Annotated in this window: 15 protein-coding genes; 10 read left to right on the top strand and 5 right to left on the bottom strand. The window is 72.8% G+C overall.

Going from position 1 to position 13,625, the window contains the following annotated elements; genetic code table 11:
- Positions 1-5: 5 nt before the first annotated feature.
- Entirely contained in the window at positions 6-860 is an 855-nt protein-coding gene (locus ABZ193_RS24200) for a LysR family transcriptional regulator (protein WP_237337210.1), read from the bottom strand.
- Between the two features lie 84 nt (positions 861-944).
- Here ABZ193_RS24200 and ABZ193_RS24195 point away from each other — a divergent pair, with 84 nt between their 5' ends.
- From ABZ193_RS24195 to ABZ193_RS24180, 4 genes are all read left to right on the top strand, one after another.
- Positions 945-1,952 carry a bile acid:sodium symporter family protein gene (locus tag ABZ193_RS24195; protein ID WP_354711545.1) on the top strand — a complete coding sequence of 336 codons (1,008 nt, stop codon included), beginning with the start codon at positions 945-947 and terminating at the stop codon, positions 1,950-1,952.
- Between the two features lie 59 nt (positions 1,953-2,011).
- A complete protein-coding gene (locus ABZ193_RS24190; RefSeq protein ID WP_020419644.1) occupies positions 2,012-2,896 on the top strand; it encodes a methylenetetrahydrofolate reductase in 885 nt (294 codons plus the stop codon).
- A 31-nt stretch (positions 2,897-2,927) separates the two neighbouring features.
- Positions 2,928-4,589: a DUF885 domain-containing protein gene (locus ABZ193_RS24185; protein WP_354711543.1), complete on the top strand. Its 1,662-nt coding sequence runs from the start codon at positions 2,928-2,930 to the stop codon at positions 4,587-4,589.
- A 420-nt stretch (positions 4,590-5,009) separates the two neighbouring features.
- A complete protein-coding gene (locus ABZ193_RS24180; RefSeq protein WP_354711541.1) occupies positions 5,010-5,903 on the top strand; it encodes an EamA family transporter in 894 nt (297 codons plus the stop codon).
- Here the strand turns inward: ABZ193_RS24180 and ABZ193_RS24175 are convergent.
- Positions 5,888-6,457: a GNAT family N-acetyltransferase gene (locus ABZ193_RS24175; protein ID WP_237337214.1), complete on the bottom strand. Its 570-nt coding sequence runs from the start codon at positions 6,455-6,457 to the stop codon at positions 5,888-5,890. The genes ABZ193_RS24180 and ABZ193_RS24175 overlap by 16 nt on opposite strands.
- Positions 6,454-6,954 carry a YbaK/EbsC family protein gene (locus ABZ193_RS24170; protein WP_354711540.1) on the bottom strand — a complete coding sequence of 167 codons (501 nt, stop codon included), beginning with the start codon at positions 6,952-6,954 and terminating at the stop codon, positions 6,454-6,456. The genes ABZ193_RS24175 and ABZ193_RS24170 overlap by 4 nt, the downstream gene beginning before the upstream one ends.
- Positions 6,955-7,124: 170 nt before the next feature.
- On the opposite strand from ABZ193_RS24170, the gene ABZ193_RS24165 reads away from it, so the two are divergent.
- Together ABZ193_RS24165 and ABZ193_RS24160 are read left to right on the top strand one after the other, a co-directional pair.
- A complete protein-coding gene (locus tag ABZ193_RS24165; RefSeq protein WP_354711539.1) occupies positions 7,125-7,709 on the top strand; it encodes a DUF5134 domain-containing protein in 585 nt (194 codons plus the stop codon).
- A gap of 43 nt (positions 7,710-7,752) precedes the next feature.
- A complete protein-coding gene (locus ABZ193_RS24160) occupies positions 7,753-8,655 on the top strand; it encodes a DUF2268 domain-containing putative Zn-dependent protease (protein WP_354711537.1) in 903 nt (300 codons plus the stop codon).
- On the opposite strand, the gene ABZ193_RS24155 is transcribed toward ABZ193_RS24160, so the two are convergent.
- Positions 8,624-9,178 carry a copper resistance CopC family protein gene (locus tag ABZ193_RS24155; RefSeq protein ID WP_354711536.1) on the bottom strand — a complete coding sequence of 185 codons (555 nt, stop codon included), beginning with the start codon at positions 9,176-9,178 and terminating at the stop codon, positions 8,624-8,626. The two genes, ABZ193_RS24160 and ABZ193_RS24155, sit on opposite strands and share 32 nt — an antisense overlap.
- A 423-nt stretch (positions 9,179-9,601) precedes the next feature.
- On the opposite strand from ABZ193_RS24155, the gene ABZ193_RS24150 reads away from it, so the two are divergent.
- From ABZ193_RS24150 to ABZ193_RS24135, 4 genes are all read left to right on the top strand, one after another.
- Positions 9,602-10,111 carry an SAV_6107 family HEPN domain-containing protein gene (locus ABZ193_RS24150; RefSeq protein ID WP_020419636.1) on the top strand — a complete coding sequence of 170 codons (510 nt, stop codon included), beginning with the start codon at positions 9,602-9,604 and terminating at the stop codon, positions 10,109-10,111.
- Complete coding sequence (locus ABZ193_RS24145; RefSeq protein ID WP_020419635.1) at positions 10,108-10,872, top strand: maleylpyruvate isomerase family mycothiol-dependent enzyme; 765 nt, start codon at positions 10,108-10,110, stop codon at positions 10,870-10,872. The genes ABZ193_RS24150 and ABZ193_RS24145 overlap by 4 nt, the downstream gene beginning before the upstream one ends.
- A gap of 44 nt (positions 10,873-10,916) precedes the next feature.
- The gene (locus ABZ193_RS24140; RefSeq protein WP_020419634.1) at positions 10,917-11,645 is read left to right on the top strand and encodes a VOC family protein; all 729 of its coding nucleotides are present in this window, start codon (positions 10,917-10,919) and stop codon (positions 11,643-11,645) included.
- Positions 11,646-11,738: 93 nt separating this feature from the next.
- Positions 11,739-12,839: a GNAT family N-acetyltransferase gene (locus ABZ193_RS24135; protein WP_235716184.1), complete on the top strand. Its 1,101-nt coding sequence runs from the start codon at positions 11,739-11,741 to the stop codon at positions 12,837-12,839.
- Positions 12,840-13,123: 284 nt separating this feature from the next.
- Here ABZ193_RS24135 and def read toward each other — a convergent pair whose 3' ends face one another.
- A complete protein-coding gene (def, locus tag ABZ193_RS24130) occupies positions 13,124-13,624 on the bottom strand; it encodes a peptide deformylase (protein WP_020419632.1) in 501 nt (166 codons plus the stop codon).
- Between the last annotated feature and the right edge of the window lies 1 nt (position 13,625).

Genomic DNA, 13,625 nt, shown 5'->3' with positions numbered 1-13,625 from the left:
TCCGGTCAACCGTGCAGCCGGTTGGCCTCCGCGCGGATCGCTTCCGACAGCGCCGCCGTGGGGCCGCGTGGTGTGGTCGAGCGGGTGGTCAGCAGGAACTGCACCTCGCCCGGGTCGGGCAGTCCGTGGCCGGCCGGCAGCTCCACCAGCCCGGCCGGGATCAGGCTCCGCGCGAACACCACGACACCGAGACCGGCGAGCGCCGCGGCGCGGAGGCCGTTCAGGCTGCCGCTCGTGCAGACGATACGCCACGGCTTTCCGTTGTCCTGCAACGACTCCAGTGCCCTGGCGCGGGTGATGCTCGGCGGCGGATACGCGATCAGCGGCACCGGCGCGCCCGGCTCCAGCTCGAACCCCTCGCGCCCCACCCACACCAGCGGATCCGTCCACAACGGACTTCCCGCCTCGTCGCCCGCGCGCCGCTTGCCCAGCACCAGGTCCAGCTCGCCCGCGCGCAGCTTTTCGTAGAGCACACCGGACAGATCCACGGTCAGTTCGAGGTCCACCAGCGGATGCAGCCGCCGGAACTCGCGCAGGATCTCCGGCAGCGGCCCGACCACGAAGTCCTCCGAGGCGCCGAACCGCACCCGCCCGCGCAACTCCGGCCCGGCGAAGTAGGCCAGCGCCCGCTCGATGTCCTCCAGGATCGTCCCGGCGAACCCGATCATCGCCTCACCGTCCGGCGTCAGCGACACCGAATGGGTGTCGCGCAGCAGGAGTTGCTGCGAGGTCGCCTCTTCGAGCTTGCGCACGTGCTGGCTCACCGTGGACTGCCGCAGCCCGAGCCGCTGCCCGGCGCGCGTGAAGCTGCGCGTCTCGGCCACCGTCAGGAACGTCCGCAGCCACACGGGATCGAGCACACCGGCCTCCATCGCGAATCGCGATAGCAGTTATGCCCTTCATCATACTTCACAATCGGCCCAGTCCGGCGGACCATCGGGAGCGTGAAAAGCCCCGCCGCGCTCCTCGCCAAGCTCCGCATCGACCCGTTCATCATCGGCATCCTCGCCGCGGTCGGGGTCGCCTGCCTGGTGCCGGCGCGCGGCCAGGGCGCGGAGATCGCCTCCTGGGTCACCTCGATCGGCGTCGGCGCGCTGTTCTTCCTCTACGGCGCGCGCCTGTCCACCGCCGAGGCCGTGGCCGGCTTCAAGCACTGGCGGCTGCACCTGGTGATCCTGGCCACGACGTTCGTGCTGTTCCCGCTGCTCGGCTTGACCACCAAACTGCTCGTGCCGTCCGTGCTGACCCCCGCGCTGGCCGCCGGCGTGATCTTCCTGTGCACGCTGCCCTCGACGGTCAACTCCTCGATCGCGTTCACCTCGATCGCCAAGGGCAACGTGGCCGCCGCCATCTGCGCGGCGTCGTTCTCCAGCCTGCTGGGCATCGTCATCACCCCGCTGCTGGTCGGCCTGCTGCTGCACAGCACCGGCAACGGCTTCTCGCTCGACGCGGTCACCTCGATCGTGCTGCAGCTGCTCGTGCCGTTCGTCGCCGGGCAGATCGCGCGGCGCTGGATCGGCGGGTTCATCACGCGCCACAAGAAGGTCCTCGGCCGCGCCGACCGCACCGTCATCCTGATGGTCGTCTACGCGGCGTTCAGCGAGGGCGTCGTGGCCGGGATCTGGCACCAGCTGACGCCGCTCGCGCTCGGCGGGCTGGTGGTCGTCAACCTCGCGTTGTTCTACATCGTGTTCTGGACCCTCAAGCTGGTCACGCCGAAGCTGGGCTTCGGCCGCGCGGACCGCGTGGCGATCATCTTCGCCGGGTCGAAGAAGAGTCTCGCCAGCGGGCTGCCGATGGCCGCGGTCCTGTTCCCGGCGCAGACGGTCGGCCTGATCGTGCTGCCGCTGATGCTGTTCCACCAGGCCCAGCTCATGATCTGCGCGGTGCTCGCCAGGCGGTGGGGCGCCAAGGCGGGCGCGGACCAACCCGCTGCGACCGCGGTGCGTTAGCCCTTCCCAGGTGGCGGACCTCATTTCCCACCTTTCGGACACCGGTTACCATTGCCCGCATGACGTCGGTGATCGAGCGCCTGCGAGGGGAGTCCCCGGCGTTCTCCATTGAGTTCTTCCCGCCCCGCGACGCGGCCGACGAAGCCGTGCTGTGGCGGTCGATCCGCGAGCTGGAACCGCTGGACCCCGCCTACATGTCGATCACCTACGGCGCGGGCGGGTCGAGCCGGGACGGCACCATCCGCAGCATCGCGCGGGTGGCGACCGAGACCACGCTGGTGCCGATGGCCCACCTGACCGCGGTGGACCACTCCGTCGCCGAGCTGCGCAACGTCATCGGCTGGTACGCCGCCGTCGGCGTGCGCAACATCCTCGCGCTGCGCGGCGACCCGCCGGGCGACCCGTACGGCGAGTGGGTGCCGCACCCGCAGGGCCTGAGCTACGCCGAGGAGCTGGTCGCGCTCGTCCGCTCGCTGGGCGACTTCTGCGTCGGCGTCTCCGCGTTCCCCTACGGCCACCCGCGCTCGCTCGACCTGGACACCGACACGAAGTACCTGGTGCGCAAGTTCCGCGCGGGCGCCGACTTCGGCATCGCCCAGCTGTTCTTCGAGGCCGAGGACTTCCTGCGGCTGCGCGACCGGGTCGCCGCCGCGGGCTGCGACGCGCTGGTCATCCCCGGCGTGATGCCGCTGACCACGCCGCGCACCCTGCACACCACGATCCGGCTGTCCGGCGCGCCCGCGCCGCAGCGGCTGCTGGACCGGCTCGAACCGCTGGCCGGCGACCCGAAGGCGTTCCGCGCCGAGGGCCTGGACGTGGTCACCGAGCTGTGCGAGCGGCTCATCGCCGAAGGCGTGCCGGACCTGCACTTCTACACCTTCAACCGGTCCAAGGCGACCCGCGAGGTGGTCCACCGGCTCGGCCTGGTGCCCGCTCGCGCGTAAACCCGGTTGCCGCGCCAGGTAGGTTGCATCCATGGGCGTGCACCAGATCTGTGACCAGTTCGTCGAGGACTTCGCCGCCGCGCACCCCGTCGCGGCGACCGAGATGGGCATCCCGGGCTACGACGACCAGCTCACCGACTACTCGCCGGAGGGCTACGCCGCCCGCGCCGCGCTGGAGCGGCGGGCGCTGGAGGCCGTCACCGCCGCCGAGCCCGCCGACGCCGGGGAGCGCGCGGCCAAGGCCGTGTTCACCGAGCGGATCGGGCTGGACCTGGAGATCCACGACGCCGGCCTGGACGTCGCGTCGCTGAACGTCATCGCGAGCCCGGTGCAGGACCTGCGCATGGTGTTCGACCTCATGCCCACCGACACGCCCGAGCAGTGGGCGACCATCGCCAAGCGCCTGGCGAAGGTCCCGGACGCGGTCGACGGCATCCGCGCGTCCCTGCTCGCCGCCGTCGAAGCCGGCAACGCGCCCGCGCTGCGCCAGGTCACCAAGGTCGCCGAGCAGGCCGAGACGTGGGCCGGGCTGTCCGGGGAGACCGGCTTCTTCCAGAACATGGTCGCCGGCGCGCCCGACGGTGCGCCGCGCGCGGACCTCGACCGCGGTGCCCGCGCCGCCCAGGAGGCCTACGCCGAGCTCGCCGGGTTCCTGCGGGCCGAACTGGCGCCGAAGGCCCGCGCGAAGGACGCCGTCGGCGAGGACGCCTACCGGCTCTGGTCGCGGTACTTCATCGGCGCGAAGCTCGACCCGCGCGAGTCCTACGAGTGGGGCTGGGCCGAGTTCCTGCGGCTGGAAGCCGAGATGAAGGCCGTCGCCGAGCGCATCGCGCCGGGCGGCACGCTCGCCGACGCCGCCGCGGCGCTGGACGCGAACCCGCGCTACCAGGTCCAGGGCCGGGACGCGTTCCAGCGGTGGATGCAGGAACTGTCCGACACCGCGCTGGCCGACCTGCGCGGCAAGCACTTCGACATCCCGGACCCGCTGATGGCCCTGGACTGCCGCATCGCCCCGCCCGGCGGCGGCGCCGGCGCGTACTACACGGGCCCGAACGAGGACTTCACCCGTCCCGGCACCATGTGGTGGTCGCTGCCGCCGGGCCGCGACGAGTTCACCACCTGGCGCGAGGTCAGCACCGTCTACCACGAGGGCGTGCCGGGCCACCACCTGCAGATCGCCACCGCCGTGCACGAGCAGTCGCTCAACCGGTTCCAGCGGCTGCTGGCGTTCACGTCCGGGCACGGCGAGGGCTGGGCGCTCTACGCCGAGCGGCTGATGCAGGACCTCGGCTACCTCGCCGACGACGGCGACCTGCTCGGCATGCTGTCCGAGCAGCTGTTCCGCGCCGCGCGGGTGATCGTCGACTTCGGCATGCACCTGGAGCTGGAGATCCCGTCCGGCACCGGCTTCCACGAGGGCGAGCGGTGGACGCCCGACCTCGGCCTGGAGTTCATGCTGACCCGCACGATCACCGACGAGCCGCTGGTGCGCGACGAGATCAACCGCTACCTCGGCTGGCCCGGCCAGGCCCCGGCGTACAAGCTGGGGGAGCGCCTGTGGATCGAGGCGCGGGAGGACGCGCGCAAGCGCCAGGGCGACGCGTTCGACCTCAAGGACTTCCACACGAAGGCCCTCCGCCTGGGCGGCATGGGCCTGGACACCCTCCGCGAACAGCTCGCCGAACTCGACTAGGGGAGTTTCAACCATGGCTTGCGTGGTGGTGCGGGTAGCGGCCCCTCCCGCCAGCCCACCACCACCCTCAACGGACGCGCTCCGCGCGACTGGCTCGATTCCAGGCGGCCCCTGGCTGTGGGATCGCCTCCTCATGAATGCCGATTCACCACGTCGGCGCTGTCTTCGCCAGGAACCACCTCAGAACCCGCGGCGGTGCCGGCTGACGGCCCCACCGCAAGCGGCTCCGCCGCTTAGGAACAACGACTGAAGGACATCGTGATGCACCGGGTCTTCCTCGTCACCCCGCCGCCCCCGGCCTAGCGGGGCGGTCGCTTCTCGCCGCACTTCTGCGGCGCCACAAGGCATCACGGGTTTCGTGATGCCGCATCGCCCCGCGTCCACGGCATTGTCCACATCAGACGCAGGAGCGAATTTCCCATGTCCGTTTCCGTCGAGGCGCCCGCGCGCGCCCGATCGTCGTTGACCCTGCTCGTCGCCGGGGTGCTGTGGGGCACCGGTGGGCTGTCCGGGTCGCTGCTCGCCACCCGCGGTGGTCTTTCCGCGATTTCCGTTGCCACGTACCGGTTGCTGCTCGGCGGCGCCGCGCTCGTGGTCTTCCTGTGGCTCTCCCGCGGCCTCCGCGGGATGGTCTGGACCAAGCCGGTGGTTCGCCGGATCGCGCTGGCCGGCGGGCTACTCGGCTCGTTCCAGGCGGCGTACTTCGCGGCGGTCACGCTGACCTCGGTCGGCACCGCGACGATGGTCACCATCGGCAGCGTGCCGGTCTTCGTCACCGCCGCCACGGCCGTCCGCGCCCGCCGCCTGCCCGGCCCGCTGACCCTGGTCTCGGTCGCGCTCGGGCTGGCCGGGCTCGCGCTGCTGTCCGCCACCCCCGGCCAGGGCGGCTGGCGGCTGCTCGGCGGCGTGGCGTTCGCACTGGCCGCCGGCGCCGGCTTCAGCGTGCTGACGCTGGCGCTGCGCCGTCCCGTCGAAGGCCTGGACTACCAGCGCACCACCGCGTTCGGGCTGCTCACCGGCGGGCTCCTGCTGCTGCCAGCCGGGCTGGTCCTCGGCATGGCGCTGCCGCTGCGGCTGGACGTCCTCGCGGTCGCGCTGTACTTCGGCGTCGTGCCGACCGGCTTGGGGTACGTGCTGTACTTCCGCGTCCTCGGCGCCGCGCGGCCCGTCGTGGCGGCGCTCGCGACCCTGCTGGAACCCCTCACCGCGGCGATCCTGTCCGCCGTCGTCCTGCACGAGGACCTCGGCGTCCAGGGCTGGTGCGGCGGCGCACTGCTCGGCGCCGGACTGCTGGTGGGCTACCTGCGGTCCTGAGGCTCCAGCGGCAGGGTGCGGCCGAGGATGGCGAACGGGCGTGGATCACCGGCGAAGTGGTAGTCGCGCAGCGCGTCGACGAAACCCAGGCGCCGGTACAGCTTCCACGCCCGGCTCGGCCCCTCCGGCGTGGACAGCAGGACGTGCCGGTTGGGCACGCCGTCGAGCAGGCGGCGCAGCAGGTCCTCGCCGATCCCGCGGGCCTGGCTCGCCGGGCGGACGTGGATCTCGGTCAGCTCGAAGTAGTCGGCCAGCCACTGCTGGGCGAGCTGCTCGCCGCCCGCGGAGGTCAGCCCGCGCCGCACCTGCTCGTGCCACCACTGGCCGGGCGCGCCCCGGTAGCCGTAGGCGATGCCGAGCATCGTGCCCTCGGCGTCGAACGCGGCGATGCAGCGCCAGCCCTCGCGCAGGGCGTGCGTGAGCCACATCGGGGCGCGCTGCTCGGCCGTGCCCGGCGGGTAGCGCATCGCCTCGACGTAGATGGCGAGCGCTTCCCGCAGCCGGGTGCGGAAGTCGTCGGCGGACAGCTGGGTGTAGTGCAGGGAGGTGGTCATGACGCGACGTCCGCGGGCTGTCCGCCGGTGACGGCGACGAGGTCGGCGAAGGTGGTCGGGAAGACCGACTTGGCGTGCCCGGCCGCCGCCCACACCGTGTCGTAGGCCTGCAGCGCGGTGTCGACGAGGGTGAGCACCGGGGCCGGATGCCCGACCGGGGCGACGCCGCCGATGGCCTGCCCGGTGTGCTCGCGCACGAACGCCGGGTCGGCCTTCTCCACCGACTCGGCGCCGGCCAGCGCGGCGAGGGTGTCCGTGTTGGCCCGGTGGGCGCCCGAGGTCAGCGACAGCAGCGGGACGGTGCGGTCGGCGAACACCGCGCGGAAGACGAGGCTGTTGGCGATCGCGCCGGTCTCGACCCCGAGGGCCTCGGCGGCCTGCGCGGCCGTGCGCACCTCGGCCGGCAGGATGCGGATGCCGGCAGCGGCGTCGTGCTTGCCCGCCTCGGCGAGCGCGGCAGCGACCTTGGCCACCGCCGGATGGTCCAGGCTGCTCATACCGATATGAGATCACGGGCCGCGGCCGGTGGCGACGCGTATCCCCGCCCAGTCGTCCGGAGCGGCCCGGGAGTTCCCGGCCGTGGGACTTTTCACGCCCGCCCGTCGAGCGTGTTTTTCCTTGTCCGCCAACGATATCGTGAGCCGATCCGTGCGAAAGGTGGCCCCGCATGTTCTCCTCCCCGGCATGGCTCGGCTGGTCGCTGGCCGGCCTGTTCACGGTGCTCGCGGTCTTCTCCCTGATCCAGGTCCTCGCCCCGGCGGCCCGGTCGTGGGCGGCGTGCTGCGACGGGGTGACCGGCGACCGCGAGTCCGCGCTCGCGCACTCGGTGATGGCCGTGGCGATGGCGCTGATGTTCGTGCCGTGGGGGAACTCCGTCCCGGCGATCGCCTGGAACGTCGTGTTCGTTGCGATGGCCGCCTGGTTCGCGGCCACGCTGTTCCGCGCCGCGCCCGGCCTGCCGCGGTGGCGCTCCGCGGCGACGCACCACCTGCTGGGCGCGGTGGCGATGCTCGCGATGGTCAGCGCCATGGGCGGCGCGCCCGCGGCGAGCGGTGACCACGGCGGCCACTCCAGCGCGTCCGCCGGGTTCCTGCTGCCCGCCGTGATGGCCGGTCTGGTCGTGTACTTCGCCGCCGACACCGCCCTGTCCGGCTGGCGCGCGGTGCGGGGCGGGCCCGGCGGTCGTGGCACGGGCGCCGCGCGGGCCATGATGGGCGCCGGCATGGCCGCGATGCTCGTGCCGATGCTCTAAACGGGTTGAGTCTCCCCTAGCTGGAGGCTTTAGCGTCGCGCCCATGACGATCACGGTTCTGGACACCTACCCCGCCATGCGGCGGATCCTGCGCGCCCCGCGGGAGGAGCGGGTCGCGCTGCTCGAAGCGATGCTGCGGCCCGCCGCAGGCATGTACCGCTACTTCCCCGGCGAGGTGGACCTCGTCGCGATGCACCGCATGGGCTCGGGTTTCCCGCTCGACCGCGACGAGGACAAGTGCCTGGAGGCGCTGGAGGCGCTGCACGACGCGGATGCGTGGGGCCGGATCGAGCGCGCGCTGCGCGACGCCGTCGCCGTGCAGCTGGAGGCGACCCCGGAGCTCGCGGTGCCCGGCATCACCGTCCTGATCGTCCTCGGCGACCCCGGTGACGAGCACTTCATGGGCACGAGCCTGGGCATGACGGCCAACGGCAGCGTGTCCGGCTACCTGTTCCTCAACTTCTGGCCGTTCCCGGAGAACCTGGCGCGGCTGGAGACGACCGCCGTCCACGAGCTGAACCACAACCTCCGCTACTCCAGCGGCGGCGTGGTCTGGGACCCGGCCACGGTCACGGTGGGGGAGCAGGTGGTGTCCGAGGGGCTCGCGGACGCGTTCGCCCGCCAGCTGTACGGCGACGAGCTCGGCTACGCCCGCGTCGGCCTGCCGCACCTGCACGACGACGCGGTGTTCGCCAAGGTCGTCTCCGGCCTGGAGGTGACCGGCATGCAGAACTTCACCGCGTGGGTGCACGGCGACGCGCACGCGATCCGGTACGGCGCCACGCCGGTCGGACTGCCCACCGGCGCCGGTTACGCCGTGGGCAACCGGCTGGTCGACGCGTACCTGGCCGCGACGGGGCGCACCGCGGCGCAGGCGCTGCTGGTGGACAGCCGGGAGGTCATCGACACCGCCCTCAGCTCGATGAACGCCGCCCCCGGACGATGACCGCGGCGACGGCGGCGACCACGACCACGGCGAGGACGATCCACGCCCAGGCCGGGAAGCCGCCGTCGTCCGGCGTCTCGGCCGCCTGCGGGGCGGCCGGGCTCTCCGTGGCGGTGAACGAGTGCGTGACCGCAGTCGGCGACGGTGTGGAGGCGGGCGCCGTGAGCGAGAAGTTGATCCGGCCGCTGATCGGGTCGCCGTCGGCCGTGACGATCGACCAGGTGAGCACGTAGGCCCCGGCGGGACCGGACGGCTGGACCGGCGCGGTGAGGGTCCGCTCGGTCACCGTCGCCGGGCCGACCTGCCACTGCGCGCCGTCCGGGCCGGTGATCCGGATCGGGTCGGCCGGGAGCGTGAACGCGCCGCCGAACTTGAGGCTCACCTGCCGCGGCGCGGTGGACAGCGCCGCGCCTTCGGCCGGGTCGCTGCTCTGCAGCGTGGTGTGGGCCGATGCGGCGGGCGCGGCGGCCAGCAGCGCCGTGCCGGCCAGTGCGAGCGCGACGGACAGACGCCGGACGAGCATGGGCGCACCTTCCTGGGGGAGTCGGGTGTGGGAGGCCCGTGATCCACGTCGTCCGCGAACGCGGGAAAGTTCCCGCGGCATTGAACCACTTTCCCGCGCGTTGTGCGGGGGGTGTGTGACACCGGGCAGGTGGGCTGGGCGGCGGACCGGCCCGGCGTGACGTCGTGCAGGTCGCCGGGTCCCCGGGGCGAGTTCCGCGGAATTTCCGTTCTGACCCGATCGTGTGATCGAACGCGCTGGAGTGCGGCACACCACGTCATTCGAGGACTTGAACGAACAGGTGTTCGAAGCTACGCTGGAACTCGCTCGAACAAGAGTTCGACATCCGGTGAGCGCTCGCCGGTCAGGCCACCCGGTGCCGGAACGGGGGAAGCGTTTCGGCACCGGGGGCCGCCACCAGCACGTTGTTCCGAGGGAGGGGCAATGTCCATTGCCATCGCATCCCACGCCGAGGAGAGGCAGCCGGCGCTGCCGCTACCGGTCCGTCCTCCGGCGGCACCCGCCGCCACGGCCCTGCTCGCCGACGCCCGGCGGGGCCTCGCCGAGGCCCGGCACGCCGCCCAGCCGGCGCCCAGGTTCATCGCGGCGTACCTGGCCGCGCTCCGCGCGGGCGCCGCGGTGCTCGCGGCGAGCGGCCGTCCGCACCGCGGCCGGGCCCGCCCGGCCAGCGTCTGGGTGCTGCTCGAGACGGCGGCGCCCGAGCTGACCGACTGGACGGCCTACTTCGCCGCGCACTCGGCGGCCCGCGCCGCCGCGCAGGCGGGCAACACCCGCCGGATCACCCCCGAACGGGCCGACGAGCTGCTGCGCCAGTCCGCGTTGTTCGTCGAGCTGGCCCGCGACCTCGTCCACGGGCGGACGCCCGTGACCCCGAGCCGGGTGCGGCAGTGCGACGCGCCGCCGACCCTGAGGAAGGCGTCCCGAAGGCGATGACCGGGCAAGCACTCGTCGACCACGGCCGCCTGCTGGACGTGCTGGGCGCCGAGGTCGACCGGCTCACCGCGACGGCGCGGGAGGCGGCGCCGGACACGCCGGTCCCCACCACACCCGGTCTCACGATCGGGGAGGTGGTCCGGCACGTCGGCGGCGTCTATCGCGTCGCCACGGGTTGGATGACCGAGGGCAGGCGCCCCTCGGACTGGCAGCGGGACCCAGCGGACGGCCAGAGCGGTGAGGAGTACCTGCGGGAGGGGTTCGCGGCGCTGTACCGCGAGCTGACCTCGCACGACCCCGCCGAGCACGCGGCCAGTTGGTGGCCCGCCGACCGCACCTACGGGTTCTGGTGCCGCCGCATGGCGCACGAGACCACGGTGCACCGGATCGACCTCCAGAACGCCGCGAACCGGATCGTCACCGAGGTCGACGAAGACGTGGCGATCGACGGCATCGACGAGATCCTGGCGCTGTGGTTCGGGCAGCGGCTGCCGATGCTCGGACTGTCCGGCACGTTCACCGGATCGGTCGGGATCCGCACCGGTGGCCACGACTGGATCGCCCGCGCGGGGCCCGGTGAGACGGTCGCCTGGCGCTGTTCGGCCGCCGACACCGACCGGGCGAACGGACTGGTCACCGGTCCGCCGATGGCGGTCTACCAGTGGCTGTGGGGCAGGCTCGGGCACGGGTCGGTCACCTGGGAGCGGAGCGACGATTCGATCGGGCAGTTCTGGGCGCTGCTGCGCCTGGCGACGAAGTGAAAATTCCAGGACGTGGGGAAGCGTTGCTGGATATCGTCCCGGGCATGGCGACACGACTGGACAGCCTCGTGATCGACGCGAACCGGCCCCGGGAGCTGGCGGAGTTCTGGGCGCAGCTGCTCGGCTGGACGATCACCTTCGCCGACGACGAGGAGATCGACGTCGAGGCGCCCGGGGACGACGGCCTCCTGCTGGTCTTCGGCACCGTGCCGGAGGCCAAGGACCCGGCCGTGAAGAACCGGGTGCACCTCGACCTCGCCAGCACGTCGCCGTCGGACCAGGCGGCCAAGGTGGACCGGGCCCTGGCCCTGGGCGCGCGCAAGCGCGACATCGGCCAGGGCGCGGTCCCCTGGGAGGTGCTGGCCGACCCGGAGGGCAACGAATTCTGCGTGCTCGAACCCCGGCCCGGCTACACCACGACGGAGGCCATCGCGGCGGTCGTCGTGGACGCCCGCGATCCCTTGGCGCTGGCCGGTTTCTGGGCCGAGGCCGCGGGGTGGCGGATCGGCAACCAGGAGCCGGTGATCGTCGGGCTGCGCGCGCCGACCGGGCGCGGGCCGTGGCTGGAGTTCCTGCGCAGCGACGAGGCGAAGGCCGGCAAGAACCGGCTGCACCTGGACGTCGCGCCGTTCGCGGACGGCGACACCGCGGCCGAGGCGGACCGGTTGTGCGGGCTCGGCGCGCGGCGGATCGACATCGGTCAGGGCGACGTCCCGTGGGACGTGCTGGCCGATCCGGAGGGCAACGAGTTCTGCGTGCTGTCGCCGCGCTGAGTGTTTCGGCGCCGTTGCGGCGGCGGCCGGAGCCTGACACGGGCGAAACACACGCGTCCACGCTCGGCAACAACCGTGGGCGATCGTTATGGGATGTTGATTCGCACGCGAAGAGCGGTGCCGCAGCCGGTCGTCGAGGACGAGGTCTCGTCGGCCGTCTGGCGGGTCCGCATCCGGATGGACGACCACCCCGGCATGCTGGCGCGCATCGCGATCCGGATGGCCGACCTGGAGTGCAACATCCTGGGGCTGAACGTGCTCCCGGTGCCGGGCGGGGTGCTCGACGAGGTGGTGATCCGGCCCGCGACCGGGCTCACCAAGGAGCAGCTCGTCGCGGCGATCCAGGCCGAGGGGTGCGAGTGCTCGTGCATCACCGACGCCGACGTGCGCGAGCTGGTGGACGCCTCCGCCGCGACGCTCACCGCGGCCGCGCGGGCGGTCGACGACCCGTCGCGCCGGGCCGAGGTGCTGCGTGAGGTGCTGACCGCGGATCTCGTCACGGTCGTGCCGCTGGCCGAGGCCAACCCAGCGCGCGTCGAGGGCGGCCACCGGGTGGTGTTCGCGGTGGACGGGGAGACCGCGCTGGTAGCCCGGCGGCGGTGGGCCCCGTTCGTGCAGCTGGAACTGACCCGCGCGGAGGCGCTGCTGGGACTGCTGGACGGCGCGCGGCGCAACGTGTCCAGCCCGCTGGCCCTGACCTGCGCCGACGGCGCGGCGGTCGTGCTGCGCGAAGGCAAGCCGGCCGACGCCGAGGCGGTGTCCGCGATGCACGCGCGGTGCTCGATGACCACGCTCTTCGCGCGCTACCACACGGGGATGCGCACCATGCCGCGCCGCTGGCTGCACCGGCTGCTGGTGCCGCCGCGGGGGATGAGCCTGCTCGCGGTGTGCGGGCGCGAGGTGATCGGCGTCGGACAGCTCATCCCCGGCCCGACGGGCGAGATCGCCGAGGTGTCGCTGCTCGTCGAGGACGGCTGGCAGCGCAACGGCGTGGGCACCGCGCTGATGGGCCGCCTGGCGGAGATCGCCGCGGCGCGCGGCTGCCGCAGGCTGGTGGCGGTGTCACTGCCCGGGCGGGACGGCATCTACCGGACCGCGCGGCGGGCGGGACTGGCGCCGGAGCCGCCGGAGGAGGAGGGGCTGATGCGGATCGATCTGGAGGCCGCGGGTGCTCGGGTGCTGAGCGAGCTGTAGCCCGCGGCGACGGTCGCCGCAGTGATGGCTTCCGCGCGCTGTCGGCGCGGAAGCCGCGGGCGCGCCGCGAGATCGCTTTCCCACAACGCGCTGGGTCGCCCAAGATCGCCGCGCGGGGCGGCTCGGGGCCGCGCTCGTCGCGGCCCTCACGACGCCCGGGGAGTGCCCGCCGAGACGGTCGTGTCGTTGGCGGAGCTCCGCAGCCTTCCGGCGATGCCCAGCGCAGCGCCCACCGCGGCTCGCGGGCCACGCTCACCGGGCTCGCGGCCGCCTCTGCGCGAGGGTCAGCGGTTCCAGAACCAGTCCTTGTCACGCGCCTGCTTGAGCGCCTGCCGCTTCCGGTCCTTCTCCAGCCGGTCGAGGTAGAGCACGCCGTCGAGGTGGTCGGTCTCGTGCTGGAGGCACTGCGCCAGCACGTCCTCGCCCTCCACGGTGACCGGCTCGTTCCGCAGGTCGACGCCGCGCACGACCGCGCGCTTCGCCCGGCGGGTCGGGAACCACAGCTCGGGCACGGACAGGCAGCCCTCGTTGATCTCGTGCGTCTCCTCGGACAGCTCGACGATCTCCGGGTTGATCACGTACCCGAACAGGTTGTCCACCTCGTAGCTGAACACCCGAAGGCTCACCCCGATCTGCGGCGCCGCCAGCCCCGCCCGCCCGTCCGGCCGCACGCTGTCCAGCAGGTCGGTCACCAGCTGCTCGAGCTTCTTGTCGAACGTGGTCACGGGATCGCAGACCGTCTTGAGCACCGGGTCGCCGAAGTACCGCAGCTCCCGCAACGCCATC

The organism is Amycolatopsis sp. NPDC006125, assembly GCF_040614195.1.
In the GTDB taxonomy this organism is placed as follows: domain Bacteria; phylum Actinomycetota; class Actinomycetes; order Mycobacteriales; family Pseudonocardiaceae; genus Amycolatopsis_E; species Amycolatopsis_E tucumanensis.
This window is presented reverse-complemented; position numbering and strand designations above follow the sequence as displayed.